Source organism: Kribbella sp. CWNU-51 (genome assembly GCF_054073265.1).
On record NZ_JBSXMZ010000023.1, the window covers coordinates 243,813 to 269,831 of the forward strand.

Sequence of the window (26,019 nt, forward strand, 5' to 3'; positions counted from 1 at the left end):
ATGCACTCCGGAGCGGGGCATTCTCATGTCACAGCTTGTCGCGGACGAACATGATCCGCCACGGCCGCAGCAGCAGTACACGAACCTCTACACCGACCTCCTGACGACCGTCCGCGAGCTCGGACTACTCAAGCGGCGGCGCGGGTACTACTTCACCCGGATCGGCTTGGTGCTGGCCGCCTTCGCGGCGGTCTGGGTCGGTGTCGGCCTGCTCGGCAACTCCTGGTTCCAGCTCCTGATGGCGGGTGCCCTGGCGCTGGTGCTGACACAGGTCGCCTTTCTCAGCCACGACAGCGCGCACCGGCAGATCTTCGACTCCGCCGCGTGGAACGACTGGACCGCTCGCCTGCTGGCCGGTGGACTCGTCGGGATGAGCGCCGCGTGGTGGCGGTCGAAGCACAGCCGTCACCATGGGGCACCGAACCAACTGGGAAAGGATCCGGACATCGCGATCGGGGTCGTCGCGTTCACCCCCGAGCACGTTGCCAAGCGCACGGGCTTCCAGGCGTGGCTGACCCGCCGCCAAGGCTGGCTGTTCTTCCCGTTGCTGACCCTGGAAGGCTTGAGCCTCTACGTCTCGAGCATCCGCCATCTGCTGCGCCGCGGTGCGACCTCGGTCGAGCGCATCGAGGCCGCGATCGTCGTGGGCCGGCTCGGCGCCTATCTGGCCGTGCTGTTGATCCTGCTGCCGATCGGCAAGGCCGGCGCGTTCCTCGGCTTGCAGCTTGCCGTCTTCGGCGTCTGCCTCGGTGGTTCGTTCGCGCCGAATCACAAGGGCATGCCCCTGGTGCCGAGGACGATGAAGCTGGACTTCCTGCGGCGCCAGGTGCTGATGTCCCGCAACGTCCGCGGCGGGGTGATGGTCGACTTCGCGATGGGCGGCCTGAACTACCAGATCGAGCACCACCTGTTCCCGAGCATGCCCCGGCCGACGCTCAAGGCGGTCCGGCCGATCGTCCGCGAGTACTGCGCCCTGCATGAGGTGAAGTACACCGAGGTCGGCTTCTTCGCGTCGTACAAGATCGTCGTCGACTACCTGAACAACGTCGGGCTGCGGGCGCGCGACCCGTTCCAGTGCCCACTCGTCGCGCAGAACCGGAACTGATGCACTTTGCCAAGCCGACCTCGCCGGTCCACCTCACCGCACGCAGGGCGTCACGATGATTCTTGATGATGACGGCGTGGGCGCCCAGCAGCGGTACGTCAGCCTGTACACGGATCTCCTCCAGACTGTGCGGGAGCTCGGCCTGCTTCGGCGGCGCCAGGGCTACTACTACACCCGGATCAGCGTGGTCCTGACGGCGCTACTGGCCGTCGCCGTCGGCGTGGTCCTGCTCGGCGATTCCTGGTTCCAGCTGGTGCTGGCCGTTGCGCTCGCACTCGTCCTCGTGCAGGTCGCGTTCCTCAGCCACGACAGCGCGCATCGGCAGGTCTTCGACTCCGCGGCCCGGAACGACTGGACGGCACGCATCCTCGCGGGCGCGATCGCCGGCATGAGTGTGACCTGGTGGCGGACGAAGCATTCCAGGCACCACAACGCGCCGAACCAGGTCGACAAGGATCCCGACGTCCAGCTCGAGGCCATCGCCTTCACGCCGGATGCGGTCGCGAAGCGCGGACGACTGGGTCAGTGGTTCGCCGCACGCCAGGGCTGGCTCTTCTTCCCATTGCTGACGCTGGAAGGGCTCGGCCTGCACGCGTCGAGTCTTCGGCACCTGCTGCGCCGCGACGCGACCCGGCTGGAACGCATCGAGGCCGCGATCGTCGTCGCGAGGCTCGCCGGCTATGTGGCTGCGCTCTATCTGCTGCTCCCGGCCGGGAAAGCCAGTGCCTTCCTCGGCCTGCAGCTCGCGGTGTTCGGCGTCTGCCTCGGTGCGGCGTTCGCACCGAACCACAAGGGCATGCCGCTCGTCCCGGCCGGCATGCGGCTCGACTTCCTCCGCCGCCAGGTGCTGATGTCACGCAACATCCGCGGTGGCGTCCTGGTCGACTTCGCGATGGGCGGCCTGAACTACCAGATCGAGCACCACCTGTTCCCGAGCATGCCCCGGCCCACGCTCCGGCGGGTGCAGCCGATCGTCCGCGAGTACTGCGCTCTGCACGGCGTGAACTACACCGAGGTCGGCCTGTTCACTTCGTACAAGATCGTCGTCGGCTACCTCAACAACGTCGGCCTGCGCGCCCGGGACCCGTTCCAGTGCCCGCTGGCGGCAGAGCTGCGCTCAGGCCGGCGGGATCTCGCCTGATCCGCGGATGGTGAGCTTCACCGGGACGCGGACCGTCCGGCCGGGGCGATGCGGCTCCGGGAGACGCTCGGTCATCAGCTGGATCGCCGTCCGGGCCATCACGTCGGCCGACTGTGCGACCGCGGTCAGGCCGGGGCTGAGCAGGTCGCCGAGGGCGAGGTCGTCGAAGGAGACCAGCGCGACCCGATCCCGCCGGCCCGCGAGACCACGGAGGACCTCGGCCGTGGTCATGTTGTTGGCCGACAGCAACGCCGTCGCCGGCTCCGGACGATCCAGTACGGCGGACAGCGTGATGCCGATGCCCTCGGTGGTCGGCTCGGACAGGTGGACCAGGTCCTCGTCCACGTCGATGCGGTGCCGGGCCATCGCGGCCCGGTAGGCGACCACGCGCTCGCGGGCGGTGAAGATCCGCTCGTCGTCACCGAGGTAGGCGATCCGCCGGTGCCCCTGCCGGACCAGGTGGTCGATCGCCTGGTCGATCCCGCCGGCGTTGTCCGCGAGGACGGCGTCGGCCTCGATCCCGTGGGCCGGCCGGTCGATCGTGACCACGGCCATTCCCGCGTCGACGTGCGGCGCGAGGTAGTCCTGGGTCTCCCCGATCGGCGCCATGATCAGCGCGTCCGGCCGGCGGGCGACGAACTCCAGGCAGACCTCCCGCTCGCGCTCCGGGTCCTCGTCGGTGAGCCCGATCATCACGACCGAGCCGGACGACCGGGCCCACAGCTCGACCGCGCGCCCGAGCGAGGCGAAGAACGGGTCGCCGATGTCGCGGATCACCACCGCGATCGTCCCGGTCTTGCCGCGGCGCAGCATCCGGGCGCTCTCGTTCGGGGTGTAGTTGAGCTCCTTGATCGCGGCCTGGACCTTGGCGGTCAGCTCCGGGCTGACGTTCGGCTCCTCATTCACCACCCGGGAGACGGTCTTCAGCGCGACCCCCGCCCGGGCCGCGACCTCCTTCATCGTGGGCCGGCGCTGGCCCGTCCCGTTCACTCCGCTGATGGTCATCGCCGGCCCCTCTCTCCCCTGTTGTGTCAGTGCCTCGTGCGCTTAGCTCTCCACGACGACCGGGATGATCATCGGGCGGCGGCGGTGGGTGTCGCTGACCCACTTGCCGACCACCCGGCGGATCACCTGCTGCAGCTGGTACATGTCGTCCACGCCACTGCCGATCGCCTTCTCGATCTCCGCCTCGATCTTCGGCTTGAGGTCGTCGAAGACGGTGTCGTCCTCGGCGAACCCGCGTGCCTGGATCTCCGGCCCGGCGGTCAGTTTGCCGGTGACAGAGTCCATCACGGCGATGACCGAGATGAAACCCTCGTCGCCGAGAATCCGGCGATCCTTCAGCGAGGTCTCGGTGATGTCGCCGACGGTCGAGCCGTCGACGAACACGTACCCGCAGTCCACCTTGCCGGCCACCACGGCCTGCCGGTCGATCAGGTCGACCACCACACCGTCCTCGACGACGACCACGTTCTTGGCCGGTACGCCGGTCTGGACGGCCAGCTCCGCGTTCGCGTGCAGGTGCCGGATCTCGCCGTGCACGGGCATCACGTTGCGCGGCTTGACGATGTTGTAGCAGTACAGCAGTTCGCCCGCGCTGGCGTGTCCGGAGACGTGCACGAGTGCGTTGCCCTTGTGGATCACGTTCGCGCCGTGCCGGGTCAGGCCGTTGATCACCCGGTAGACCGAGTTCTCGTTGCCCGGGATCAAGGACGACGCGAGTACGACGGTGTCGCCCGGCTGGATCTGGACGACGTGATGGTCGTTGGCCGCGATCCGCGACAGCGCCGACATCGGCTCACCCTGCGAACCGGTCGACACCAGCACGACCTGCTCCGGCGGGTAGTTGTCCAGCTCGCGCATGTCGATCAGCGTGTCGCCGGGCACCGTCAGGAAGCCGAGATCACGGGCCACACCCATGTTGCGGACCATCGAGCGGCCGACGTACGCGACCTTGCGGCGGTGCTTCACCGCGGCGTCCATCACCTGCTGCACCCGGTGCACGTGCGAGGCGAAGCAGGCGACGATGATGCGCTGGTTCTTCGCGTTGGTGAAGACCCGGTCCAGCACCGGGGCGATGTCGCGCTCGTGGGTGGTGAAGCCGGGCACCTCGGAGTTGGTGGAATCGACCATGAACAGGTCGACACCCTCCTCACCGAGCCGGGCGAACGCGCGCAGGTCGGTGATCCGGTTGTCCAGCGGCAACTGGTCCATCTTGAAGTCGCCGGTGTGCAGCACCGTGCCGGCCGGCGTCTTGATCGCCACCGCGAGCGCGTCCGGGATCGAGTGGTTGACCGCGACGAACTCGCAGACGAACGGCCCGATCTGGAGCTTCTCGCCCTCGACCACGGTCTGCTGCGGCACGTTGCGGTGCCGGTGCTCCTTCAGCTTGCCCTCGAGCAGCGCGAGCGTGAGCTGCGAGCCGATCACAGGGATGTCGCCCCGCTCACGCAGCAGGTAGGGCAACCCGCCGATGTGGTCCTCGTGGCCGTGCGTCAGGACCACTGCGACGACGTCGTCGAGGCGGTCCCGGATCGGCTGGAAGTCCGGCAGGATCAGGTCCACGCCGGGCTGGTTCTCGTCGGGGAACAGTACGCCGCAGTCCACGATCAGCAGCTTGCCGTCGTACTCGAACACCGTCATGTTGCGGCCGACCTCGCCGAGGCCGCCGAGCGGGATCACCCGCAAAGCGCCCGGAGCGAGTGGTCCGGGCGCGTCGAGATCTGGATGAGGATGGCTCATGCAATCAGTCCTGCCGTCTTGAGGTCGGTGGTGAGCCAGTCCACTTGTTCGGCGGTCGCCTCAACCAGCGGCAACCGGAGTGTCGCGTGCTCGATGACGCCGGCCAGCTTGAGCGCGGCCTTCACCATGATGGCGCCCTGGGTCCTGGTCATGATCGTCTCGACGGCGGGCACCAGCCGTCGGTCGAGCTCCTGTGCTCCTGCGAGGTCGCCGGCCACCACGGCGTCGATCAGTTGCCGGTACTCCGGGCTCGCGACGTGCGCGACGACACTGGCGATGCCGACCGCGCCGATCGCCAGCGAGGCGAGATTCAGCTCGTCGGCACCGCAGTAGTAGAACAGATCGGTGTTCGCCAGCACCTTGGTGGTCCCGGCGAGGTCGCCCTTGGCGTCCTTCACCGCGACGATCCGCGGGTGCTCGGCGAGCGCGATCAGGGTCTCGCTCTTGATCTCCACGCCGGCCCGGCCGGGGATGTCGTACAGGATGTTCGGCAGGCCGGTGGCGTCGGCGACCGCGGTGAAGTGCGCGCGCAGCCCGTCCTGCGGAGGCTTGTTGTAGTACGGCGTGACGACCAGGAGGGCATCGGCTCCCGCGGCCTCGGCCTGCTTCGCGCACTCGATCGTGTGCGCGGTGTTGTTCGTCCCGACACCGGCGATCACCTTGGCGCGGTCCCCGACCGCCGCCAGCACCGCCTTCACCAGCTGGACCTTCTCCTGGTCCGAGGTGGTCGGCGCCTCGCCCGTGGTCCCGTTGATGATGAGGGCATCGTTACCGCGGTCCACCAAATAGCTCGCGACCTTCTGCGCGGCGTCGAGATCGAGCGCGCCGTCGGGCCGGAACGGGGTGATCATCGCGGTCGTCAGGCGGCCGAAAGGCGGCGCTGGCGTGGCGAGGGAAGCTGACGAGGACATGGGGCTCAGATTACCGCTCCGCAGCCTCGGAGAAATGAGTAGGCCTGGTGGCTGTCCGCTCGGGGGTCCGGGCAGCCACCAGGCTCACTCGTCCTATCGGGGCTGCCCCGGCAGTCGTTACAGCTTCCACGAAAAAAATCCGGAAAAACTTCTGCGAATACTTTCCGTAGCTGGACCGCTGCACTGCGTCGATCATTTCAGCGCGCCAGCCAGATCGAGGTTGCGTCGAAAACGTGCTGGACCGCCCGCAGCCCGCCAGGAAGCAGCAGTACGCCGGCCGCCAGCAGGAGCGGCGCGACCACCAGGCGCTCGACCCAGCTACCGGTGCTGAAGCGGAGGAGACGCGGGAGCCGGATCTCGTACCAGGTCTCGCCGCGGATCGGCAGCGGCCAGAGCCACGGGCAGCCGGAGCGGGTGAGGCTGTCGCCGAGACAGTGGACGAACATGCCGAGGCCGACAGCCATCCCGATCCAGCCGCCGATCTCCGACAAGCCGGCTTGGACAGCGTCGGCGGCCGTCGTACCGGGCAGCGACGTACCGAAGACCGACCAGGCCGTCGCGCCGAGAACCGCGAGGACGATCCAGTCGCCGAGTACGTCGGCGGCCAACACGAGACCCGTGACGGCGACAGCGAGGACCGCCCACTTCCCCCGGTCGCCGAGGCTGGCCGTGAGTACGCCGAGCAGGATCGCGGCGGCCAGTGTGTGGGTCGCGTGGCGATGCCTCCCCGTACTGTCCTCGTCGCGTGGACCCTTGGTGAGGTCGTAGAGGACGCCGGAGAATGCGCGGATGAGACCGGACGTCAGCCGGGTGATCGGTCCGAGCAGCCGGGAAGCGCTCGCTCCCGGGTGATCGAGGTCAGGCAGCAGTGCGTAGCCGGCGGTCGCGGCGGCGAACGGCACCACCTCGGCCACCGACGTCAGCCCGATCAGCGGCGCGACCACCAGCCCGGCGCACCACCCCGACAAGGCATGCGACCGCCCCATCACCGTGCCTCACACTCCCCTCACCCTGGAACGGCTCATCCTTTCAACCGCGGTCCGGCCCTCCAGGGAGGCTCGCCCAGCGCCGTCGTTTTGCATAATCATGCAGAGGGGTGCATACTTTTCCTGTGTCCAAGGTGCTTACGTCATTGCCGGTTGGTGAGCGGGTCGGGATCGCGTTCTCGGGTGGTCTCGACACGTCGGTCGCGGTCGCGTGGATGCGCGACAGAGGGGCGGTGCCCTGCACGTACACCGCCGATCTCGGTCAGTACGACGAGCCCGACATCGCGTCCGTCCCGGGCCGAGCCACGGCGTACGGCGCCGAGATCGCCCGCCTGGTCGACTGCCGGGCGGCGCTGGTCGAGGAAGGGCTGGCCGCGCTGGCCTGCGGTGCGTTCCACATCCGCTCCGGCGGGCGGACGTACTTCAACACCACCCCGATCGGGCGGGCCGTGACCGGCACGCTGCTGGTCCGGGCGATGCTTGACGACGACGTCCAGATCTGGGGCGACGGGTCGACCTTCAAGGGCAACGACATCGAGCGGTTCTACCGCTACGGCCTGCTGGCCAACCCGCACCTGCGGATCTACAAGCCGTGGCTCGACGCGGACTTCGTCTCCGAGCTCGGCGGCCGCAAGGAGATGTCCGAGTGGCTGGCCACCCACGGCCTGCCGTACCGGGACAGCACCGAGAAGGCCTACTCCACCGACGCCAACATCTGGGGCGCCACCCACGAGGCGAAGACACTGGAGCACCTCGACACGGGCGTCGAGACCGTCGACCCGATCATGGGCCTCGCGCACTGGGATCCGTCCGTCGAGATCCCGGCCGAGGACGTCACGATCGCGTTCGAGCAGGGCCGGCCGGTGACGATCAACGGCAAGGAGTTCGGCTCCGGGGTCGACCTGGTGCTGGAGGCGAACGCGATCGGCGGCCGGCACGGGCTGGGCATGTCGGACCAGATCGAGAACCGGGTCATCGAGGCCAAGAGCCGCGGGATCTACGAGGCGCCGGGGATGGCGCTGCTGCACGCGGCGTACGAGCGGCTCGTCAACGCGATCCACAACGAGGACACGCTGGCCAGCTACCACAACGAGGGCCGGAAGCTCGGCCGGCTGATGTACGAAGGCCGCTGGCTGGACCCGCAGTCGCTGATGCTGCGGGAGTCCCTGCAGCGCTGGGTCGGTACGGCGGTGACCGGTGAGGTCACGCTGCGGCTGCGGCGGGGCGAGGACTACTCGATCCTCGACACCACCGGCCCGGCGCTCAGCTACCACCCGGACAAGCTGTCGATGGAGCGGGTCGAGGACTCCGCGTTCGGCCCGGTCGACCGGATCGGCCAGCTGACCATGCGCAACCTGGACATCGCCGACTCCCGCGCCAAGCTCGAGCAGTACGCCGGCCTGGGCATGTTCGGCAGCCATAACCCGGCGCTCGCCTCCTCCACCGACCTGATCGGCGCGATGCCGACCGGCGGCGCCGACGCGATCGCATCCCGCGGCGAGGCCACCGAGGAAGACGAGCTCCTCGACCGTGCCGCGATGGAGTCCGGCACCGACTGACCCCACCGCCTGCTCTCCCCACCCGTTTGAGGGGCCAACCCCGAGTGGTGGGTTGGCCCCAGCTCGCGGCATTTCAGCGGTTGACCCCGAGTTGGTGGGTCCGGCCCCAGCCCGCGCCATTTCAGGGGTTGACGGCCCGCGCCATTTCAGGGGTTGACCCCTGAGTTGGTGGGTTCGGCCCCCAAATTCCCAGGGGGCAACCCACAAGCTCGGGGGGCAACCCCTGAAATGGAGCCCACATCTGCCTGCCCTCCGTGTGGTTGAACAGGTGAGAGGTTGAGTGGTGTGGAGGGTTTTGGGTGACGGGTCGGAACCTCGGACAGGTTGTGGGCACCGTGGACACCGGATCAGCTGTCCGCCGCCCGGCGAGGTGTCGGTTGTCCCGGCTTGGTGTCCGCGGTCCCGGCCTGGTGTCCACCGTCCCGGGTAGGTGTCTACGGTCAGGCGTCGTAGTCCAAGGTCACCTTGGGCGTCGTCGGGTGGGACTGGCAGGTGAGGACGTAGCCGGCTCGGATCTCGTCGGGTTCGAGGGCCCAGTTGGTGTCCATGCGGACCGACCCCTCCAGGACCTTCGCGCGACAGGTGCCACACACGCCGCCCTTGCAGGCGAACGGCGCGTCGGAGCGGACTGCCAGCGTCGCGTCGAGGACAACCTTCGAGTGCTCGCCCAGCGAGAAGCTCGAACGTCGACCATCGAGGATCACCGTGACCTCGGCGGCATCTTCGTCCACTGCCGTCTCTTCGACTGGCGCGGCCGGGGCCTCGTCGCCGACGTGGAAGAGCTCGGCGTGCACGTGCTCACGCGCCACGCCCTCCCCGAGCAACAACTCCTGCGCACCGACGACCATCGCGTACGGCCCGCACAGGAACCACTCGTCCACAGTGTCCAACGGCAGGATCGTCGCGAACATCCGCCGCAGCCGATCCGCGTCGATCCGCCCGCTGAACAGCTCGACCTCGGTCGACTCCCGCGACAATACGTGCACCAGGTGGAGCCGCTCGGCGTATCGGTCCTTCAGATCGGCCAGCTCGTCGGCGAACATCACCGACCCGGCGGTCCGATTGCCGTAGAGCAGGGTCACGCGTGCGCCTGGCTCGGTAGCGAGGATCGTCGCGACCAGCGACAGCACCGGCGTGATCCCGCTGCCCGCGGCGACGAACGCGTAGTGCTTCACGTTCGCCGGGTCGAGCGTCGTACCGAACCGGCCGAGCGGGGTCATCACCTCCAGCTCGTCGCCGACCTTCAGCTCATGCGCCGCGTACGCCGAGAACTCGCCGCCAGGGATCCGTTTCACGCCGATCCGCAGGACGCCCGACCCCGCGGGCGAGCAGATCGAGTAGCTGCGCCGTACGTCGTCCCCGGTACGACGGATCGTCAGGTGCTGACCCGCGGTGAACTCGTACTCCCCCGCCAGCTCGGCCGGCACCGCGAACGTGATCGCCACCGAGTCGTCGGTGATCGCCTCGATCGCGGCCACCTTCAACGGGTGAAAGACCGCGCGGCGGCGAGCCATTGTCGTCGTCATCTAGATCGCCTTGAAGTGGTCGAAAGGCTCCCGGCACGCGTTGCAGCGCCAGAGCGACTTGCAGGAGGTCGAGCCGAAGCGGCTGAGCTCCGTGGTGTCGGGCGACCCGCACAATGGGCACCGGATCGTCAACGAAAGAAGGACTGGCCCACCAACGGCGCGACGACCAGTTGGTGGGGCGATGCCGTACTCCGTCAGTTTCGCCTTGCCGGCCTCACTCATCCACTCCGTCGTCCACGCCGGCGACAGCACGGTCTCGACCCGCCCGTCGACGTGCAGAGCTCGCAGTGTCAGCTCGACCTCGTGCCGGATCAGGTCCATCGCCGGACAGCCGGAGTACGTCGGTGTGATCGTCACGACGACCTCATCGCCTTCGTGCCGCACCCCGCGCAACACACCGAGGTCCGCGATCGTCAGCACTGGCACCTCTGGGTCCGTGACCTCGCCAACGGCCTCGAGGATCGCGGTGTCGGTCACCATGTCGCTCCCGGATGCGAGCGAGCCACGTGCTGCAGCTCCGCGAGCAAATAACCCAAGTGCTCGGTGTGACGCCCCTGACGGCCACCACTGTGCTGGTACGACGCCTCTGGCCGGCTGCACGTGGATTCGTCGATCACTGCCATCACTCGACGCGTCCACTCGTCCTGCAGGGTCGACGGGTCCACTGCGACCGCGAGACGTCGCACCAGGTCGTCCGACTCGAACATCTCGGCGGTGTAAGGCCAGACCGCTTCCAGAGCGGCCTGCATGCGGCTATGGCTCTCGTCCGTGCCATCGCCGAGGCGCAGCACCCACTGGGTCGCGTGGTCGACGTGGTAGGCGACCTCTTTGACTGCCTTGCCGGCAACGCCGGACAGCGTCTCGTCGGCGGACGTCTGGAGCTCGTCGTACAAGAGATGCTGATAGGTCGCGAAGTACAGCAACCGGGCCATCGCGTGGGCGAAGTCACCGGTGGGCAGCTCGCACAGCTGCAGGTTGAGGAAGTCGCGCTCGTCCCGGAAGTAGGCGAGATCGTCCTCCGACCGGCCGGCTCCTTCGACAGAACCGGCGTACTGCAGCAGCGACCGCGCCTGGCCCAGCTGGTCCAGCCCGATGTTGCCGAGGGCAACGTCCTCCTCGAGCTGCGGGGCGGCCGCGATCCACTCGGCGGTGCGCTGCGCGGAGATCAGCGCGTCGTCGCCGAGGCGGAGCGTGTACACGAACAGGTCGTTCACAGGTGCTCGACGCCTTCCGGGACCTGGTAGAAGGTCGGGTGCCGGTAGACCTTGTCGCCGGCCGGGTCGAAGAACTCGTCCTTCTCGTCCGGGCTCGACGCGGTGATGTCGGAGGCCCGCACAACCCAGATCGACACGCCCTCCTGCCGACGCGTGTAGACGTCACGCGCGTTCCGCAACGCCATGGTCGCATCCGGCGCGTGCAAGCTACCGACGTGCGTGTGCGACAACCCACGACGCGAGCGAACGAACACCTCCCACAACGGCTCGATCATGCGGCCCCCTCCTTCAAAGCTTGCTTGGAGGCATACGCAGCCGCGGCCTCACGGACCCACGCACCGTCCTCGTGCGCCTTGACCCGATGCGCGAGCCGCTGCTGGTTGCACGGGCCGTTGCCCTTCACCACGTCGTACAACTCGGTGTAGTCCGGCTCGGTGAAGCGGTAGTGCCCGGACTCCTCGTCGTACGACAGGCCATCGTCGGGCACGCGCAGTCCGAGTACGTCGGCCTGCGGGACGGTCATGTCGACGAAGCGCTGACGGAGCTCGTCGTTGCTGTGCCGCTTGATCCCCCACGCCATCGACTGCTCCGAGTGCGTGGACGCGGAGTCGGGCGGACCGAACATCATCAGCGACGGCCACCACCAGCGGTCGAGGGCGTCCTGGGCCATCGCCTTCTGCGCCTCGGTGCCGTTGCACAGCGTGTGCAGAATTTCGAAACCCTGCCGCTGGTGGAACGACTCCTCCTTGCAGACCCGCACCATCGCCCGTGCGTACGGCCCGTAGGAGCAGCGGCACAGCGGGACCTGGTTGACGATCGCGGCGCCGTCGACGAGCCAGCCGATCGCGCCGATGTCGGCCCAGGTCAGGGTCGGGTAGTTGAAGATGCTGGAGTACTTCTGCTTGCCGCTGTGCAGCAGGTCGAGCAGGTCCGCGCGATCCACGCCGAGCGTCTCGGCCGCGGCGTACAGGTAGAGCCCGTGGCCGGCCTCGTCCTGCACCTTTGCCATCAGGATCGCCTTTCGGCGCAGCGACGGCGCGCGGCTGATCCAGTTGCCTTCCGGCTGCATGCCGATGATCTCGGAGTGCGCGTGCTGCGCGATCTGCCGGATCAGGGTCTTGCGGTACCCCGCCGGCATCGCGTCCCGCGGCTCGATCCGGCCGTCGGCGTCGATGGTCGCCTGGAAGCTGTCCATACCGGCAGCATAGCCGAGATGTGACACTTTCTCTCCAAACCAACAAGAAGTGTCACAAAGTCGGACGGGGTGGTGGTAGGCCCACCCCGTGAAGTGGTGGCAGCGCGCTGGGTCCGCGCCGGGTGCACCGGGAGTATTCAGTTCAAGGCTTATACAGTTTTGGAAAGGACTCCCCGTGACCACGCAGACCCTCCCGGCCGCCGATCATCGCGGACCGGTCACCGGTACGGAACGTGCGCTCGCACCCGACCTGATCCGCGGTGCGATGCTGCTGCTGATCGGCCTGGCCAACAGCGCCAACTTCGCCTTCGCCGGCCAGCCCGGCGTCGAAAGCTCACCGCACGGCCTCGAGCGCGTGCTGAACTTCGTCAAGCTCACCTTCGTGGACGCCCGGGCCTACCCGGTGTTCGCGGTGATGTTCGGCTACGGCCTGGTCCAGCTGGCGCGGCGGCAGCGCTCCGCCGGCGCGACCCCCGGTGCGGTCCGGCGGATTCTGCTCAAGCGCAACGGCTGGCTGATCGCCTTCGGCCTGGTCCACGCGACGCTGCTGTACTTCGGGGACTTCCTCGGCGCCTACGGCATCGTCGGCATCATCTGCACGCTGTTCCTGCTCAACCGCGGCGACAAGTTCCACCGGATCATCCTCGGCATCTGGGCCTTGGAGACCGTCTACCTCCTGGTCATCGCCGCCCAGGCCGCACTCACCGTCGTCAACAGCTCGGGACCCGCACACCCGCTCACCAACGACCCGAATCCGTCGCTCGCTGCCTCGTCGTACGGCGCCAGCGTGATCGATCGGCTGCACGAGTACCCACTGCACACCGCGAGCGTCGTCGGCTTCATCATGGTCGTCTGGCTGGGCATCTGGGCCGCCCGCCAGCAGATCCTGGAGAACCCGGGTGCACACCGCAAGCTGCTGTCCTGGGTCGCCGCTGTCGGCCTGGGGATCACGATCCTGGGTGGTCTGCCGCTCGCGCTGATCGGTGCCGGCTGGTTGCACGTCGACGAGACCGCGGTCGACGCTCTGAGCTATCTGTCTCACGTCAGCGGGATGTTCGGCGGCCCCGGGTACGTCGCTCTGTTCGGTCTGCTGGTCTCGCGCATCACCACGCTGTCGCTGCCGGTCCGCGCGATCTCCGCACTGGGTCAGCGGTCGCTGTCCGGCTACCTCTTCCAGTCGCTCTCGTGGATGGTGCTGCTGGCTCCCTTCACGCTCCACCTCCACTTCGGGAGTACGGCGTACACCGCGGCCTTGATCGCGATGGGTGTGTGGGTCGTCTCGGTGATCTGCGCCTACACGATGAGCAAGCGTTCCTACCGCGGTCCCGCCGAAACCCTCCTCCGCCGCCTCGTCTACTGACCCACCTTGAGCACCCACCAACCACCTTCCGTGCCGGATTTTGGTTGGTGGGTGCTCAAGGTCGTCTCCCCGCGGCGGGAGGCGGGGACGGGGTTTGGGAGGATGGCGGGCATGAGTGACTTCGGCGTACCGGAACCCGCCAACCTGTCCGACCTGTCCGGTGAGAGCCCGGTGGCCGAGACGAGTGTGCGGCTGGCACTTCCCGCCGAGGCGAACGAGATCGGCGAGATCCAGGTCGCCGCGTGGCGGACGGCGTACGCCGGTCTGCTGCCGATGGATGTCCTCTCCGACCTCAACCCGGCGCAGTTCGCGGCGCAGTGGCGGGCCGCGTTGCTCGCGCCGGGTGAGGCGCGCAACCGGGTGATGGTCGCGCTGGCCGGCCGCACCTTGGTCGGCTTCGCCGCAATCACGCCGTCCGACGACCCGGACGCCGACCCGCGGCGGGACGCGTTGATCGCCGAGCTCGTGGTCAAGCCGGAGGCCACCCGCGCCGGCCATGGTTCGCGGCTGCTGAACGCGGTCGTCGACACCATCCGCGCCGACGGGTTCAGCCGCGTGACGGTGTGGGTCAACTCCACCGACGACGTGCTCCGCGCCTTCTACACCGAGGCCGGCTGGGCCCCGGACGGCGCGCATCGTGAACTCGACCTGTATGGCGACGAATCGGTGCGCATCAAGCAGATCCGCCTCCACACCGACCCGGGTTCAGCTGACTGACCGCAGCGCGAACCGCCGGCGGTAGTCGCTGGGCGTCAGACCGGTGGTGCGTTTCAGCTGGATCCTCAGGTTGGCCGCCGTACCGAGGCCGCAGGTCCTCGCGATGGTCTCCAGCCTGACCTCGCCGCGTTCGAGCAGCCGGCAGGCGAAGGCCACCCGCTCACCGGTCAGCCAGGCGAGTGGCGTCGTACCAAGCTCGGCCTGGAACCGGCGATGCAGGGTCGCTTGACTGACCGCGGCGTACGTCGCGATGTCCGCGACCATCAGCGGACTGCCGAGCCGCTCCCGCGCCCACTCGAGCAGCGGCGCCAGTGAGGTGTCCGCGACCACGGGCACCGGCTGGTCGATGAACTGCCGCTGACCGCCGTCGCGATGCGCCGTGAACACCAACCGCCGGCTGACCGCGTTCGCGATCTCGGCGCCGTGATCGCGGCGGATCAGATGCAGGCCGAGGTCGAGCGCCGCCGCACTCCCGGCCGCGGTCAGGACGTTGCCATCGTCAACGAACAGGACGTTCGGCAGCAACTCCACCTGGGGATACGACCGCCGGAAGGTGTCAACCCACCGCCAATGTGTCGTCGCCCGGCGCCCGTCCAGCACTCCCGCTGCGGCCAGGGTGAACGACCCCGTGCAGAAACTCACCAACCGCGCTCCCCGCTCCGCGGCCCGCCGTACGACGTCCAGTATTGCGTCCGACGGTGGCACCTCGGGATCGGGACGATTCGGCACGATCACCGTGTCGGCGCGATCCGCCCGATCGAGGCCGGCGACCCCTGTCAGCGTGAAAAAGCCGGAATGCATGCGGATCGCGGGCTCCGGCGTACAGAGGCTGAGCTTGTACCAGTCTCGGTCGAGCTCGGGCCGGCGCAGGCCGAACAGCTCGATGGCGACGCCGAGCTCGAACGGGTTCGAACCGTGGTCGACGATCACGGCGACGTGGTGCGAGGATTCTTTCGGCATCTGCCATTTCTAGCACTCACTCATCCCCGGCGCACCCGGGAAGACTGGGCCGTATGAGCCACGAACCAGTTGATCTGCACGCTGTCCTGAAGACCTTCGACGACCTCTGGAGCCCGCGGATCGCCGCGCGGATCAACGACTACGACGTCCGCGTCACCAAGGTGGCGGGCTCGTACATCTGGCACGTGCACGACACCACCGACGAGTTCTTCCTGGTCCTCGACGGCGAGCTGAGCATCGCCGTCCGCGACCCGGACGAACGTGTCGTCACCCTCTCCCCCGGCCAGGTCTTCGTCGTCCCCCGCGGCATCTACCACCGCCCCTTCTCCGACGCCGGCGCCTCCATCGTCGTCATCGAACCCGCCGGCATCCCCACCACCGGCGACCACCACGACCCCCTCCCGGATCACATCTCCACCCACACCGGCCTGGAGATCTGACCACCGCCCATAGCATCCGGCGGATCGGCGACCGGCCGGGGGTGGTGCTCGACCGGTGTCGGCGAGCATGACAGATTGCGACGGTCCGATTACGCAAGGCATCCGCTGGAGTCTGCATGAAGTACCTCACCCTGGCCGTGGGTCTAGGGCTGTCCGCTGCTGTTGTTCTCGTCGTACCGGGGTCCGGTGCGACCGCCTCGATGCAAACGGCGACGGTGGTCGACCGGGCGCATCCGGTGGCCAACAAGTACTTGAAGCAGAGACCGGTGTGGACCCAGTGCGGCGACAAAGAGCTGCGCACGTACTGCGCCAAGATCACCGCACCGCGCGACTGGGCGAACCAGTACTCCGGCAACGACATCCAGATCGCGGTCAGCAAGGTCGCACCGGCCAAGGGCAAACCCAGCCGGGTCATCTTCGGGAACCCTGGCGGCCCGGGTGGCGCCGGCCTCGGGATGGCGCCGTACCTGGCGAGCCAGGCGCCGCTGGCGAAGGACCACCTCGCCGTGGGGTTCGACCCGCGGGGCACCGGTGACAGTACCGACGTGACCTGCGAGGGCGCACCCGGCTACTCGATGGACGCGCGCGACCGGGATCCGTGGAACCTCGACCTGATCGCCGAGGCGTCGGCGATGACGCAGCCGTACTGCGACCGCCAGTCGCGCGGACTGCTCCCGTACGTGACCACCGCGCAGACCGTGCAGGACATGGACCTGATCCGGCAACTGCTCGGCTACGACACGATCGATTACCTCGGGTACTCCGGCGGCACCTGGCTCGGGGCGTACTACCAGACCTACTTCCCCGAGCACGTCGGACGCTTCGTGCTGGACTCGAACACCGACTTCACCCAGCCCTGGATCAACACCTTCGTCGCGCAGCCGCCGGCCTTCGAGCGCCGGTTCCGCGAGGACTTCGCGACCTGGGCGGCGAAGTACGACGGTGAGCTGCACCTGGGCACATCACCCGGAGCGGTCATCCGGACCTACGAGCGGCTACGCGCGGCACTGAAGAAGCAACCGGCTGTCGAGGAGTTCCTGGACGGCTCGGTCAAGGTCGGCTACGACCAGAACACCCTGGACTCGATCATTTCCGGGGATTTGTATACAAAAATCGACTTCTATTCACTGGCGCTCGACCTGGCATTTCTCCGCGACCTTTCCGCGGCCCAGACAAAGGGCGGAGCCCGGGCCGCGCAACGCCAGGTGGACGCATTGTCGCCCGCCCGGCAGCACGAACTGGTCCAGCGCGCCAACCGCGGCGTCGTCGGGCTCCCTCCACTGGGCCGGATGATCGGGGACGACGCCGAGAGCGCGACCTTCACGGCGATCACCTGCAACGACATGGCCTGGCCGCAAGGCCGCGAGTACGGCCGGCAGTTGGCCAGCCGCATCGGACCGAAGAACCCACTCCTCGGCTGGACCATGACCGAGAACCCGTGCTTCTACTGGGATCGCCCCGACCTGACCATGCCGACGCCGACCGGCAAAGGCTTGCCCACAACGCTGATGGTGCAGTCGGTGCACGATCCGGCGACCAACTACTCGCTCGCCGTCGACGCCCACAACAGGTACGCCGGATCGCGCCTGCTCACCGTCACCCGCGAGGGCGACCACGGCGTGTACGGCGGCGTGAACAAGTGCGCCGACAAGATCGTCAACGCCTTCCTCACCACCGGCAAGGCGCCGGCCAAGGACGTCAGCTGCGCCGGCGAGGGCATCCCCGCCCCGTCGGCGCCGGCACCGGAGCTCGAGGAGAGCGGCGAGCAGGGGTACGCCGGGAGCGCGCCACTGCGCCGGATCGCGGGATTCACCAAAGCCGTCTCGGGATATCTGCACTGATCCGAGCGAACGTTTGAATCGCAGGAAAGGATTGTCCGGCGCGGACAGAAAATGCGGTCAATTTCTGCCCGATTTCCCTACGCTCGGGCAGACCGTGATCACCGTCGGCGAAATCCGGACCACGCTTTCGTTGTCAGGACAAATTTGTCAGGGCGATGTCAGGGTAACGTCCCTGTGCGACACAGCGTGATTTCGACAACCTTGAGTCAGCGCGGAGGAACCAGGCGTCGACCGGGAGGGCTCGACGGCAGGTATCCATCGCCGACGTGGCTTCGGCCGGCTGTGGGGTGGGGGGACTGCCTGGGGGGTCAGACAGAGACACAGCCGGCCGGGCCACGCACACGGCGTTATTCGCCCGCGCTCCCAAAAACCCTCGCGGGGTGCCGTCGATCCCCCAGGTCGTGGTGCTCCGCGAGGCACAAGGTCGGGGGGCTCGATCACCAGACCCGACCTACGCCGATCAGCAGCCCTGGTGGACTGCTGATCGGTCTTGTTCTGCCCGGCGTCAGAGCCGGCCGGTGCGATTCGGATTGTGGCTCGAGGCCGGTGGCGGGTAGCCGTCGGCGACCGCGGCCAGTGGGGCCGCCCGCCCGGCCGACCAGGCGGTCCGGAAGACCCGCCGGTCGAGGGACTCCTCGATCGCGGCCCGAGTCGCTTGGTAGTCCGGCTTCTCGATCTCCGGCACGGGTGCGCCGATGACCTCGCGGACACCATCCGCGGCACCCAGCAGGAAGGCGGCGTAGTCGCTGCGGCCGCGTTGCTGGGCGACCGCCGCGAGCTCCTCGAGCACGCTGGCCGACCGCCACCGATCACCCAGATCGCGATGCTCGGCCAGGCTCTCGTCCAGCAGATGTACGGCGCGCTCCGTCAGGCCGCGGCGGCGTTCCACGATGCCCAGCTGGTTGAGCGACCAGGCGACACCCTCGCGGTACCCGAGCCGCTGGGACAACGCCAGGCTCTCCTGCAGCAGATCCTCGGCCTCGACCAGCTCACCGCTGTACTGCGCGATCGCGCCGAGGCTGATCAGCGACCAGGCCAGCCCCTCGCCGTCACCGATCACCCGGAAGCTGTCCCGTGCGCGCTGGCACCGCCGCGCACCCACTTCGAGATCACCGCGCAACCACGCCACGAATCCCAGGTGGTTGTGCGCCCACGCCATCCCGGACCGGTCGCCGAGACTCTCGTAGAGGTCGAAACTCTCGCAGTGCAGATCCTCCGCGGCCGAGTAGTCGCCGCGCTCCCGGGCGACTCCCCCGAGCCGCTGCAGGACGAGCGCCGTACCGGCTGCGTCGTCCTGCTCCTTGTACTGCACCAGGGCGGTCTCAAGCCGGACGGTCGCGGCGTCGTACTCGCACTGCAGGAACGCCAGCATGCCCGCCCCCAGATTCGCCTTCGCGCAGGCAGGAGCCAGACCGCCCAGCTCTTTGGCCGGCACCGAGTCCGCGAGGGTCAGGGATCGTTCCAGCCACTGGCTGCCCTCGGCGTAGTGCCCGCGCAGGTAGCAGAACAGCCACAGGCCGCCGGACAACCGCAGCGCCTCGCTGACCGACCGCGTCCGCAGGGCCCACGCCATGGCGGAGCGGAGGTTGTCCAGCTCGTCGTCGAGGCGCTCGAGCCAGTCGGCCTGATTCGGACCGCGCAGGTGGCCCTCGGCCTCCTCGGCGAGGCTGATGTAGTACTGCGCGTGCCGCCTGGCCGCCTCCTCCGTCCAGCCGGCCCCCGCCAGCCGGTCGGCGGCGAACTCACGAATCACCGCGAGCATGTAGTACCGCGCCATGCCGCGCCGCCGCGTCACCCGGATCAGCGACTTGTCCACCAGCCGCCCGGTGAGATCGAGCGCCTCGGCCCGCTCCAACGGGCCTGGTGAAGCCTTCCCCGACATGACGGTCGCGGCCGCGTTCAGCGTCCAGCCGCCGACGAACACCGACAGCTGCGCGAACACGTCCCGCTCCGCCGGTGTGAGCAGGTCATGGCTCCACTCGATCGCGCCGTACATGGACTGCTGCCGCGGCGACGCCGTCCGCGAGCCGCCGGCCAGGATGCCGAACGACGTCTCCAGCTCGCTCGCCAGCTCCTCGATGGTCATCACGTTGGTCCGCGCCGCGGCCAGCTCGATCGCGAGCGGCATACCCTCGAGCCGCCGGACCACGCGCGCGACCTGGTCGATCTGCCCGGCCGGATCGTAGCCGCGGGCGATCGCGCGCTCCACGAACAACCGGACCGCGGCAGACGACTCCAGCTGATCCTCGTCGTGCGGCAGGGCCAGCGCAGGTACGACGTACACGCTCTCGCCGGGGACACGGAGGAGCTCGCGGCTGGACGCGAGGATCGACAGGTTCGGGCAGTACTCCAGGAGCGCCGCGCAGATCTGACCGACGGTCGCAACGACGTGCGAGCAGTTGTCGAAGACCAGCAGCATGTGGCTGCGGCCGATCTGTTCGGCGATCTCCTCGACCAGCCGGGTGCTCTCCACGAGATGCAGGCCGGTGGACGCAGCGACGGCCGGTACGACGGCGGCCGGGTCGCTCAGCGCGGCCAGTGGCACCCAGCAAACGCCGTCCTGGAAGCTGTCGGTGAGTTCGTTGGCCAGCGCCATGGTCAGGCGGGTCTTGCCCACGCCACCAGGCCCAGTGAGCGTCAGCAGGCGGGTGATGCGCTGGCCGAGCAGGCGTCTGGTGGCGGTGAGCTCGGTGGCGCGGCCGATCAGCTGGTTCGGCGGGGCGGGTGGCTGGCGCATCGGCGGCCGGCTGGTCTCGGTCTCCCGGCGCGCGGACGCGGTGAGCTGTGACCGGTCCGGATCCTCCAGCCGCAGAGCGTCCGCGAGCAGGCGCAGCGTGTGGGCTCGCGGCGCGCGCCGACGTCCCCGCTCCAAAGCCGCGATCGCGTCGACACTCAAGCCGGCGAGCTCCGCCAGTCCCTCCTGCGACAGCCCGGCCTCACGCCGGTGCCGGCGCAGCAGGCCGCCGAATCCTGCCCCCTGCACGTCGTCTGAGCCGCGGCCAGACCCGTCTGATGGCACAGGACGGCTCCACCCAGTCTCCGACCTGCACGTGGCGGTTGCCACGCACGTCACGAAAGTATCCCGTTTCACACCTGGTTGTCAGTTACCGCCATGTCGTTCACAGCGAACTCCCAGGTAACTAACGGGCTTCAGCCCACCGCCTGGTCGTGGTGAGCGATCGCTGTGCGCATCGTCGCGCGGGCCCGTTTCCGGTCGCCCGCGGCGTCGTACGCAGTGGACAGGCGGAACCACACCCGCCAATCGTCGGGCGCCGCTTCCGCCTCTTCCTTGTACTTGAGGAACGCGGCGTCCGCGGCGGCTCGGTCGATCCGTCCGGATGGCCGGCGCGGCAGATCGTCGACCGGCAGGCCACCGTCCGCCTCGAGTTCGCCGGCGAGGGCCTCGGTCCGGCGGCCGAACTGCAGTTCGCGCCAGACCAGGTAGATCCCGAGCAACGGGATGACCAGGACCGCGATCCCGAGCACAATCGCGACCGGGTCGCCGGTCCCGATCAGCAACACACCACGCCAGCCGAGCAGTACGGCGTACGCGACGAACACCACCGCGATCACGATCGCCGCCCGCTTCGCGCTCATTTCAGTGTCATTTTCTTCCCCGCCCCACCGCCCCGGTCAGGCGAGATCCATGAAGTGCTCGAGGCCGACCGTCAGCCCGGGCGTGCCGACGATCCGCCGGACCCCGAGCAGGACGCCGGCCATGAACGAGACCCGGGCCATCGAGTCGTGCCGGATCGTCAGCGTTTCCCCCTCGTCACCGAACAGGACCTCCTGGTGCGCGACCAGGCCGCGCAGCCGGACCCCGTGCACCCGGATCCCGTCGACATCCGCACCCCGCGCGCCGTCCAGCGCCGTCGTGGTCGCGTCAGGGATCGGCCCGGCCCCGGCGTCCCGGCGGGCGGCGGCGATCAGTTCCGCCGTACGGCGCGCCGTCCCGGACGGAGCGTCCACCTTGTCAGGGTGGTGCAACTCGACGATCTCGACGGACTCGTAGTACCGGGCAGCCTTGGCGGCGAACTGCATCATCAGGACCGCGCCGATCGAGAAGTTCGGCGCGATCAGTACGCCGGTGCCCGGGCTGGCGTCGAGCTGCGAACGCAGCGTGGCCAGCCGCTCGTCGTCGAACCCGGTGGTCCCGACGACCGCGTGGATTCCGTGCTCGATGCACCAGGCCAGGTTGTCCATCACGACCTCGGGCCGGGTGAAGTCGACCACCACCTGCGCACCGGTCTTGGTCAGTTCCTCGAGCTCGTCGCCCTGGTCGAGCCGGGCGACCAGCTCGCAGTCGTCGGCCTCCTCGACCGCGAGGCACGTCTGAGCGCCCATCCTGCCCTTGGCTCCCAGCACACCGACCTTGATCATGCGCACCCTTCCGGTTGGAATCGAGGGCACCAGGATCTCATCCGGTCCCCCGCGCTCCGGTCAGGGTGCCGTCGGTCAGGGTTTCTGCGCGGCTCGCTCGGCGCGCGGGACGTAGACCTGCAGCTTGATCGTGTCCTTCGCGGGCGCGAGCAACGTGTAGTCCGCCTGGAAGTCCAGCCCGCAGGCGCGCAGGGCGGTGACCTCGACGTCGGAGATGGGACGGTTGAGGATGATGATCGGCGGGCGGCTCGCACCCCAGGGCGGGCCGTTCCGGCAGACCTCCTCGATCCCGGCCGCGGTCCTGGACCGCTCCTTCGGCGCGACCCAGGCCTCACCGACCGGCTTCCCCTGCAGCATCAGGACGATCCCGGCCATCTTGTCGAACGCCAGGATCGGCCGGCTGGCCGGCTGGAGGTACGCCCGGAGCTCGGTCGCCAACTTGGAGTAGTTGCGCTCGGCCAGCGGCTCGACGTAGAGGCCTTTCAACGCCGGCAGGGAAGCCGCCGTGGTCAGCTGTGTGTGCCCGACCGACCGATAGGGGTACTGGAACAGCCCGGTGTAGGCGATGGACGCCACCGCTACCAGCGACGCAACGGCCACGATCCCCACGGTCGCCCGCGCGACGATCGGCGTCGCCCAGATCCCGGTCACCACCGCGATCATCACCGCGGCCCAGGCGGCGAACGCATTGAAGCCGATCGTGTAGAGCGGGTTGTTCGTCCCGAACGCCTGCACCATCGGCAGCACGACCAGCAGCCCGAGGACGACCCATCCCCGCGCGTTCTCGCGGCCCAGTACGGACCGGTCCGTCAGCCCGAGCCGGCCGGCGACCACAGCGGCGACGGCCGTCACCAGCGCGACGAGTACGGCGGCGAGGAGCGTCACCGTGTACCGCGACGTGTGCCCGGACCCACCCACCGCGCCACCATCGGCGACCACCCGGCGTACCGACAGAGCGAACGCGACGAGCACCAGGACCCCGGCGGTGATGCGCAGCCAACGCCATCGGGCGATCACCGCGACAGCGGCCGCGACCAGCAGGATCCCGTGGTCGCGGAGGGTCCGTCCGAGCAGGTTGAGACCGGTCGACCAGTAGACGTGCAACAGGGCGGCCGGCGAGTACGACGTGTCCGCGATGAACCTGTTCACGGTCATGATCCCCGGCACCGCGACGTTCAGCCGGACCACGAACAACTGCACCACGAGCGCCGCCAGCGCGAGTCCGGCCAGCGCGAGACCGACACCGCGGGCAACAGCCCGCAGGCCCTGGCCGGCCAGAACGATCAGGGCGGCGACCACGATCAGCCCGATCACCACCACCGAGGTCCACTTCGCCAGCACCATCGCACCGATGACGAGACCGGCCACGACCAGCACCCAGAACGGCACGGTGCGCCCGCGATCGACCGCCGTCGCCATCCACAACACGCACGAGACCAGCGTCAGCGCACCGAGCAGGACCACATCGTTGTAGCCGGGCGACTGCGGCAGCCAGCTGTAACACATGCCACCCGCGGCCAGAATGACCGCCATCCCAGCCAGCTCCCACAGCTTCGTCGGCGCCGCGCCCGGCCGCCGGCCGCGCAACCAGCGCATGAAGCTGTACCCGAAGATCAGATGGACGACGACCACGGTCAGCAGCCGGAACAGCCGCAACCGGACGATGTCGTACCCGAGCCACTCGAAGACCGGGCCGTACAGGTACTGCACTCCGGTCAGTGCGAGCGGATTGCTGTTCCACCACCGGTAGGACAGCAGGTAGTAGCCCTCATCGGTGATGTCGAAGCCTTCGTTGGCGGCCCGGCCCGCGGTCAGGATCCACCACCCCGCGAGTCCACCGGCAACCACGATGACCCCGACCAGCAGCGCGAACTGCCTGCTCTTCGGGGTCATCGGTAGTGCACTCACGGCCGCCACCCTAGGCCATCACTCCACAGATACGCCTTGGGCCGGGGTGTAGGCGGTCTGGGCGTCTTCGGCGAAGTGGCAGGAGACGGTTTGGCCGGAGGGGATCTCGCGGAGCTGCGGTTCCTCGCTGCTGCAGCGGGATTCCGCGCGCAGACAGCGGGTGTGGAACCGGCAGCCGGACGGTGGCATCACCGGCGACGGCGGGTCACCGGCCAGCACGATCCGCTTCCTGCCCTGCCGGGCCAGTCCCGGCTCGGCGGACAGCAGGGCCTGCGTGTACGGATGCGCGGGGACGTCGTACACCTGCTGGTGCTCGCCCAGCTCGGCGACCTTGCCCAGGTACATCACCGCCACCCGGTCCGACACGTGCCGGACCACGGAGAGGTCGTGGGCGACGAAGATGATGCTGAGACCAAGCTCACGCTGCAGGCGCATCAGCAGGTTCACCACCTGCGCCTGTACGGACAGGTCCAGTGCGGACACCGGCTCGTCGCACAGCAGTACGTCGGGGTTCAGCGCGATCGCCCGGGCGATCCCGATCCGCTGTCGCTGGCCGCCCGAGAACTGGTGCGGGAACTTGGTCTCGTCCTCGGCCCGCAGCCCGACCAGTTCGAGCAGCTCACGCACCCGGGACCGGATGTCGACGCTCTTCGCCACGTCCGGGTGGACCTCCAGCGGCTCGGCCACGATCTCGCCGACCCGCATCCGCGGGTTCAGGCTCGAGTACGGGTCCTGGAACACCACCTGCACGTTGCGCCGCCAGCGCCGCAGATCGCGCGCCCTCAGCTTGCTGACGTCGACCCCGCCGTAGAAGAGCTGACCCGACGTCGGCTTCTCCAGCGAGGCAAGCAGCCGGACCAGCGTGGACTTCCCGCAGCCCGACTCGCCGACGATGCCGAGCGACTCGCCCCTGCGGAGCGTCAGGTCGACGCCGTCGACCGCCCGGACCACTGTCTTGGTCCCGAAGCTCAGCGCCGGGCTGATGTCGTAGTGCTTCACCAGATCCGTTGCCACCAGCAACTCGTCGGACATCACACCGCCTCTCGTTCCGCGATCGACGTACGGCGGATGCACGCGGCATCCCGGCCAGGGGCGACGGTGAGCAGCGGGGGCACCTCACGCGCGCAGTCGTCGATCGCGTGCGGGCACCGCGGCCGGAACGCGCAGCCGGACGGGATCGCCCGCAACGACGGCGGCGTACCGGGGATGGTCGGCAGCTCCTGACCCTTCAGGTCCGCTGACGGCATCGAGCCCAGAAGCCCTTCCGTATAAGGATGAACGGGATACTCCAGGGCCTCCGCGGTGGACGCTCGCTCGACGACATGTCCGGCGTACATCACCACCACGTTGTCCGCGACGTCCGACACCACGCCGAGGTCGTGGGTGATCAGGACGACGCCCATGTCGCGCTCGGCCTGCAGTTCCGCGATCAGTTCCAGGATCTGTGCCTGCACGGTGACGTCGAGCGCCGTGGTCGGCTCGTCCGCGATCAGTACGTCGGGATCGAGCGCGAGCGCCATCGCGAGCATCACCCGCTGCCGCATGCCGCCGGAGAACTCGTGCGGGTAGTCGCCCACCCGCTTCGCCGCGGCCGGGATCCGGACCTGGTCGAGCATGTCCGCGGCCTGCCTGAGCGCGGCCTTCTTCGACATGCCGCGGTGCACGCGGTAGCACTCGGCGATCTGGGTGCCGACCGACTGCACCGGGTTCAGCGCCGACAGCGAGTCCTGGAACACCATGGTGATCCGGTCGCCGACGATCTTGCGCCGTTCCTTCACGGTCATCCCGATCAGGTCCACGCCGCGGTACTCCGCCGTACCGGAGACGATCCGGCCCGGCGGCATCTCGAGGATCCCGGTCAGCGCCTGGGTCGACACGCTCTTCCCCGACCCGGACTCCCCCAGGATCGCCAGCGTCTCGCCGGCCCGGACCTGCCAGGACACCCCGTCGACCGCACGCACCGGCCCGCGCGGGGTGTCGAACTCAACGCTGAGGTTCTCGACCTTCAGCAGTACTTCGCCATGCCTCGTCACT

Annotated in this window: 23 protein-coding genes; 7 read left to right on the forward strand and 16 right to left on the reverse strand. The window is 68.6% G+C overall.

Annotation, left to right across the window (positions count from 1 at the left end; all coding sequences use genetic code 11):
* Nucleotides 1-25 precede the first annotated feature (25 nt).
* Together ACXC9Q_RS24935 and ACXC9Q_RS24940 are read left to right on the forward strand one after the other, a co-directional pair.
* Entirely contained in the window at nt 26-1,105 is a 1,080-nt protein-coding gene (locus ACXC9Q_RS24935; RefSeq protein ID WP_457059075.1) for a fatty acid desaturase family protein, read from the forward strand.
* A 55-nt stretch (nt 1,106-1,160) separates the two neighbouring features.
* Nucleotides 1,161-2,246 (forward strand): fatty acid desaturase family protein, encoded by a 1,086-nt coding sequence (locus tag ACXC9Q_RS24940; protein WP_457059076.1) that lies wholly within the window; start codon nt 1,161-1,163, stop codon nt 2,244-2,246.
* Here ACXC9Q_RS24940 and ACXC9Q_RS24945 read toward each other — a convergent pair.
* The 4 genes from ACXC9Q_RS24945 to ACXC9Q_RS24960 form a co-directional block, all read right to left on the reverse strand.
* Nucleotides 2,223-3,251, reverse strand: coding sequence for a LacI family DNA-binding transcriptional regulator (locus ACXC9Q_RS24945; RefSeq protein WP_329475933.1), 1,029 nt, complete (start codon nt 3,249-3,251; stop codon nt 2,223-2,225). The two genes, ACXC9Q_RS24940 and ACXC9Q_RS24945, sit on opposite strands and share 24 nt — an antisense overlap.
* Nucleotides 3,252-3,293: 42 nt before the next feature.
* Complete coding sequence (locus ACXC9Q_RS24950; protein WP_457059077.1) at nt 3,294-4,988, reverse strand: ribonuclease J; 1,695 nt, start codon at nt 4,986-4,988, stop codon at nt 3,294-3,296.
* Nucleotides 4,985-5,899, reverse strand: coding sequence for a 4-hydroxy-tetrahydrodipicolinate synthase (dapA, locus tag ACXC9Q_RS24955; protein ID WP_457059078.1), 915 nt, complete (start codon nt 5,897-5,899; stop codon nt 4,985-4,987). Before dapA ends, ACXC9Q_RS24950 begins: the two co-directional genes overlap by 4 nt.
* 197 nt (nt 5,900-6,096) lie before the next feature.
* On the reverse strand, nt 6,097-6,885 hold the full coding sequence (locus ACXC9Q_RS24960) for a metal-dependent hydrolase (protein WP_457059079.1): 789 nt from the start codon (nt 6,883-6,885) through the stop codon (nt 6,097-6,099).
* A 125-nt stretch (nt 6,886-7,010) separates the two neighbouring features.
* Here ACXC9Q_RS24960 and argG point away from each other — a divergent pair, with 125 nt between their 5' ends.
* Nucleotides 7,011-8,444: an argininosuccinate synthase gene (gene argG, locus ACXC9Q_RS24965; protein WP_457059080.1), complete on the forward strand. Its 1,434-nt coding sequence runs from the start codon at nt 7,011-7,013 to the stop codon at nt 8,442-8,444.
* Between the two features lie 440 nt (nt 8,445-8,884).
* Here the strand turns inward: argG and paaE are convergent, their stop codons facing one another.
* Genes paaE through paaA form a run of 5 tightly spaced genes read right to left on the reverse strand, consistent with a single transcriptional unit; the run spans nt 8,885 to nt 12,379 of the window.
* Entirely contained in the window at nt 8,885-9,970 is a 1,086-nt protein-coding gene (gene paaE / locus ACXC9Q_RS24970) for a 1,2-phenylacetyl-CoA epoxidase subunit PaaE (protein ID WP_457059081.1), read from the reverse strand.
* The gene (gene paaD / locus ACXC9Q_RS24975; protein ID WP_457059082.1) at nt 9,971-10,450 is read right to left on the reverse strand and encodes a 1,2-phenylacetyl-CoA epoxidase subunit PaaD; all 480 of its coding nucleotides are present in this window, start codon (nt 10,448-10,450) and stop codon (nt 9,971-9,973) included. It lies immediately after the preceding gene.
* Nucleotides 10,444-11,184: a 1,2-phenylacetyl-CoA epoxidase subunit PaaC gene (gene paaC / locus ACXC9Q_RS24980; RefSeq protein WP_457059083.1), complete on the reverse strand. Its 741-nt coding sequence runs from the start codon at nt 11,182-11,184 to the stop codon at nt 10,444-10,446. Before paaC ends, paaD begins: the two co-directional genes overlap by 7 nt.
* Complete coding sequence (gene paaB / locus ACXC9Q_RS24985; RefSeq protein ID WP_167213524.1) at nt 11,181-11,459, reverse strand: 1,2-phenylacetyl-CoA epoxidase subunit PaaB; 279 nt, start codon at nt 11,457-11,459, stop codon at nt 11,181-11,183. The genes paaC and paaB overlap by 4 nt, the downstream gene beginning before the upstream one ends.
* Nucleotides 11,456-12,379, reverse strand: a complete 924-nt coding sequence (gene paaA, locus ACXC9Q_RS24990; protein WP_457059084.1) for a 1,2-phenylacetyl-CoA epoxidase subunit PaaA — start codon at nt 12,377-12,379, stop codon at nt 11,456-11,458. Before paaA ends, paaB begins: the two co-directional genes overlap by 4 nt.
* Before the next feature lie 175 nt (nt 12,380-12,554).
* On the opposite strand from paaA, the gene ACXC9Q_RS24995 reads away from it, so the two are divergent.
* Nucleotides 12,555-13,739 carry a DUF418 domain-containing protein gene (locus ACXC9Q_RS24995; protein ID WP_457059085.1) on the forward strand — a complete coding sequence of 395 codons (1,185 nt, stop codon included), beginning with the start codon at nt 12,555-12,557 and terminating at the stop codon, nt 13,737-13,739.
* A 111-nt stretch (nt 13,740-13,850) separates the two neighbouring features.
* Nucleotides 13,851-14,456, forward strand: a complete 606-nt coding sequence (locus ACXC9Q_RS25000; protein ID WP_457059086.1) for a GNAT family N-acetyltransferase — start codon at nt 13,851-13,853, stop codon at nt 14,454-14,456.
* Here the strand turns inward: ACXC9Q_RS25000 and ACXC9Q_RS25005 are convergent.
* A complete protein-coding gene (locus tag ACXC9Q_RS25005) occupies nt 14,445-15,416 on the reverse strand; it encodes a helix-turn-helix domain-containing protein (protein ID WP_457059087.1) in 972 nt (323 codons plus the stop codon). The two genes, ACXC9Q_RS25000 and ACXC9Q_RS25005, sit on opposite strands and share 12 nt — an antisense overlap.
* A 53-nt stretch (nt 15,417-15,469) precedes the next feature.
* Here ACXC9Q_RS25005 and ACXC9Q_RS25010 point away from each other — a divergent pair, with 53 nt between their 5' ends.
* Nucleotides 15,470-15,856, forward strand: a complete 387-nt coding sequence (locus tag ACXC9Q_RS25010; protein ID WP_457059088.1) for a cupin domain-containing protein — start codon at nt 15,470-15,472, stop codon at nt 15,854-15,856.
* A 116-nt stretch (nt 15,857-15,972) separates the two neighbouring features.
* Nucleotides 15,973-17,697 (forward strand): alpha/beta hydrolase, encoded by a 1,725-nt coding sequence (locus ACXC9Q_RS25015; protein WP_457059089.1) that lies wholly within the window; start codon nt 15,973-15,975, stop codon nt 17,695-17,697.
* 505 nt (nt 17,698-18,202) lie between these two features.
* Here the strand turns inward: ACXC9Q_RS25015 and ACXC9Q_RS25020 are convergent.
* From ACXC9Q_RS25020 to ACXC9Q_RS25045, 6 genes are all read right to left on the reverse strand, one after another.
* Complete coding sequence (locus ACXC9Q_RS25020) at nt 18,203-20,716, reverse strand: ATP-binding protein (protein WP_457059090.1); 2,514 nt, start codon at nt 20,714-20,716, stop codon at nt 18,203-18,205.
* A gap of 131 nt (nt 20,717-20,847) precedes the next feature.
* Nucleotides 20,848-21,294: a hypothetical protein gene (locus ACXC9Q_RS25025; RefSeq protein WP_457059091.1), complete on the reverse strand. Its 447-nt coding sequence runs from the start codon at nt 21,292-21,294 to the stop codon at nt 20,848-20,850.
* 36 nt (nt 21,295-21,330) lie between these two features.
* Complete coding sequence (dapB, locus tag ACXC9Q_RS25030; protein WP_457059092.1) at nt 21,331-22,077, reverse strand: 4-hydroxy-tetrahydrodipicolinate reductase; 747 nt, start codon at nt 22,075-22,077, stop codon at nt 21,331-21,333.
* Between the two features lie 75 nt (nt 22,078-22,152).
* Nucleotides 22,153-23,985 (reverse strand): hypothetical protein, encoded by a 1,833-nt coding sequence (locus ACXC9Q_RS25035; RefSeq protein ID WP_457059093.1) that lies wholly within the window; start codon nt 23,983-23,985, stop codon nt 22,153-22,155.
* Nucleotides 23,986-24,003: 18 nt separating this feature from the next.
* Complete coding sequence (locus ACXC9Q_RS25040) at nt 24,004-25,017, reverse strand: ABC transporter ATP-binding protein (RefSeq protein WP_457059094.1); 1,014 nt, start codon at nt 25,015-25,017, stop codon at nt 24,004-24,006.
* Nucleotides 25,017-26,018 (reverse strand): ABC transporter ATP-binding protein, encoded by a 1,002-nt coding sequence (locus ACXC9Q_RS25045; protein WP_457059095.1) that lies wholly within the window; start codon nt 26,016-26,018, stop codon nt 25,017-25,019. Before ACXC9Q_RS25045 ends, ACXC9Q_RS25040 begins: the two co-directional genes overlap by 1 nt.
* Between the last annotated feature and the right edge of the window lies 1 nt (nt 26,019).

Bases quoted from the DNA above. Each gene is read 5' to 3' on its own strand.
- ACXC9Q_RS24940 (WP_457059076.1), top strand. From the start codon at position 1,161: ATGATTCTTGATGATGACGGCGTGGGCGCCCAGCAGCGGTACGTCAGC.
- paaE (WP_457059081.1), bottom strand. From the start codon at position 9,970: ATGACGACGACAATGGCTCGCCGCCGCGCGGTCTTTCACCCGTTGAAG.
- ACXC9Q_RS25015 (WP_457059089.1), top strand. From the start codon at position 15,973: ATGAAGTACCTCACCCTGGCCGTGGGTCTAGGGCTGTCCGCTGCTGTT.
- ACXC9Q_RS24950 (WP_457059077.1), bottom strand. From the start codon at position 4,988: ATGAGCCATCCTCATCCAGATCTCGACGCGCCCGGACCACTCGCTCCG.
- ACXC9Q_RS25025 (WP_457059091.1), bottom strand. From the start codon at position 21,294: ATGAGCGCGAAGCGGGCGGCGATCGTGATCGCGGTGGTGTTCGTCGCG.
- paaA (WP_457059084.1), bottom strand. From the start codon at position 12,379: ATGGACAGCTTCCAGGCGACCATCGACGCCGACGGCCGGATCGAGCCG.
- paaB (WP_167213524.1), bottom strand. From the start codon at position 11,459: ATGATCGAGCCGTTGTGGGAGGTGTTCGTTCGCTCGCGTCGTGGGTTG.
- dapA (WP_457059078.1), bottom strand. From the start codon at position 5,899: ATGTCCTCGTCAGCTTCCCTCGCCACGCCAGCGCCGCCTTTCGGCCGC.
- ACXC9Q_RS25005 (WP_457059087.1), bottom strand. From the start codon at position 15,416: ATGCCGAAAGAATCCTCGCACCACGTCGCCGTGATCGTCGACCACGGT.
- ACXC9Q_RS25000 (WP_457059086.1), top strand. From the start codon at position 13,851: ATGAGTGACTTCGGCGTACCGGAACCCGCCAACCTGTCCGACCTGTCC.
- ACXC9Q_RS24960 (WP_457059079.1), bottom strand. From the start codon at position 6,885: ATGGGGCGGTCGCATGCCTTGTCGGGGTGGTGCGCCGGGCTGGTGGTC.
- ACXC9Q_RS24935 (WP_457059075.1), top strand. From the start codon at position 26: ATGTCACAGCTTGTCGCGGACGAACATGATCCGCCACGGCCGCAGCAG.
- ACXC9Q_RS25010 (WP_457059088.1), top strand. From the start codon at position 15,470: ATGAGCCACGAACCAGTTGATCTGCACGCTGTCCTGAAGACCTTCGAC.
- ACXC9Q_RS24945 (WP_329475933.1), bottom strand. From the start codon at position 3,251: ATGACCATCAGCGGAGTGAACGGGACGGGCCAGCGCCGGCCCACGATG.
- paaD (WP_457059082.1), bottom strand. From the start codon at position 10,450: ATGGTGACCGACACCGCGATCCTCGAGGCCGTTGGCGAGGTCACGGAC.
- dapB (WP_457059092.1), bottom strand. From the start codon at position 22,077: ATGATCAAGGTCGGTGTGCTGGGAGCCAAGGGCAGGATGGGCGCTCAG.
- ACXC9Q_RS25040 (WP_457059094.1), bottom strand. From the start codon at position 25,017: ATGTCCGACGAGTTGCTGGTGGCAACGGATCTGGTGAAGCACTACGAC.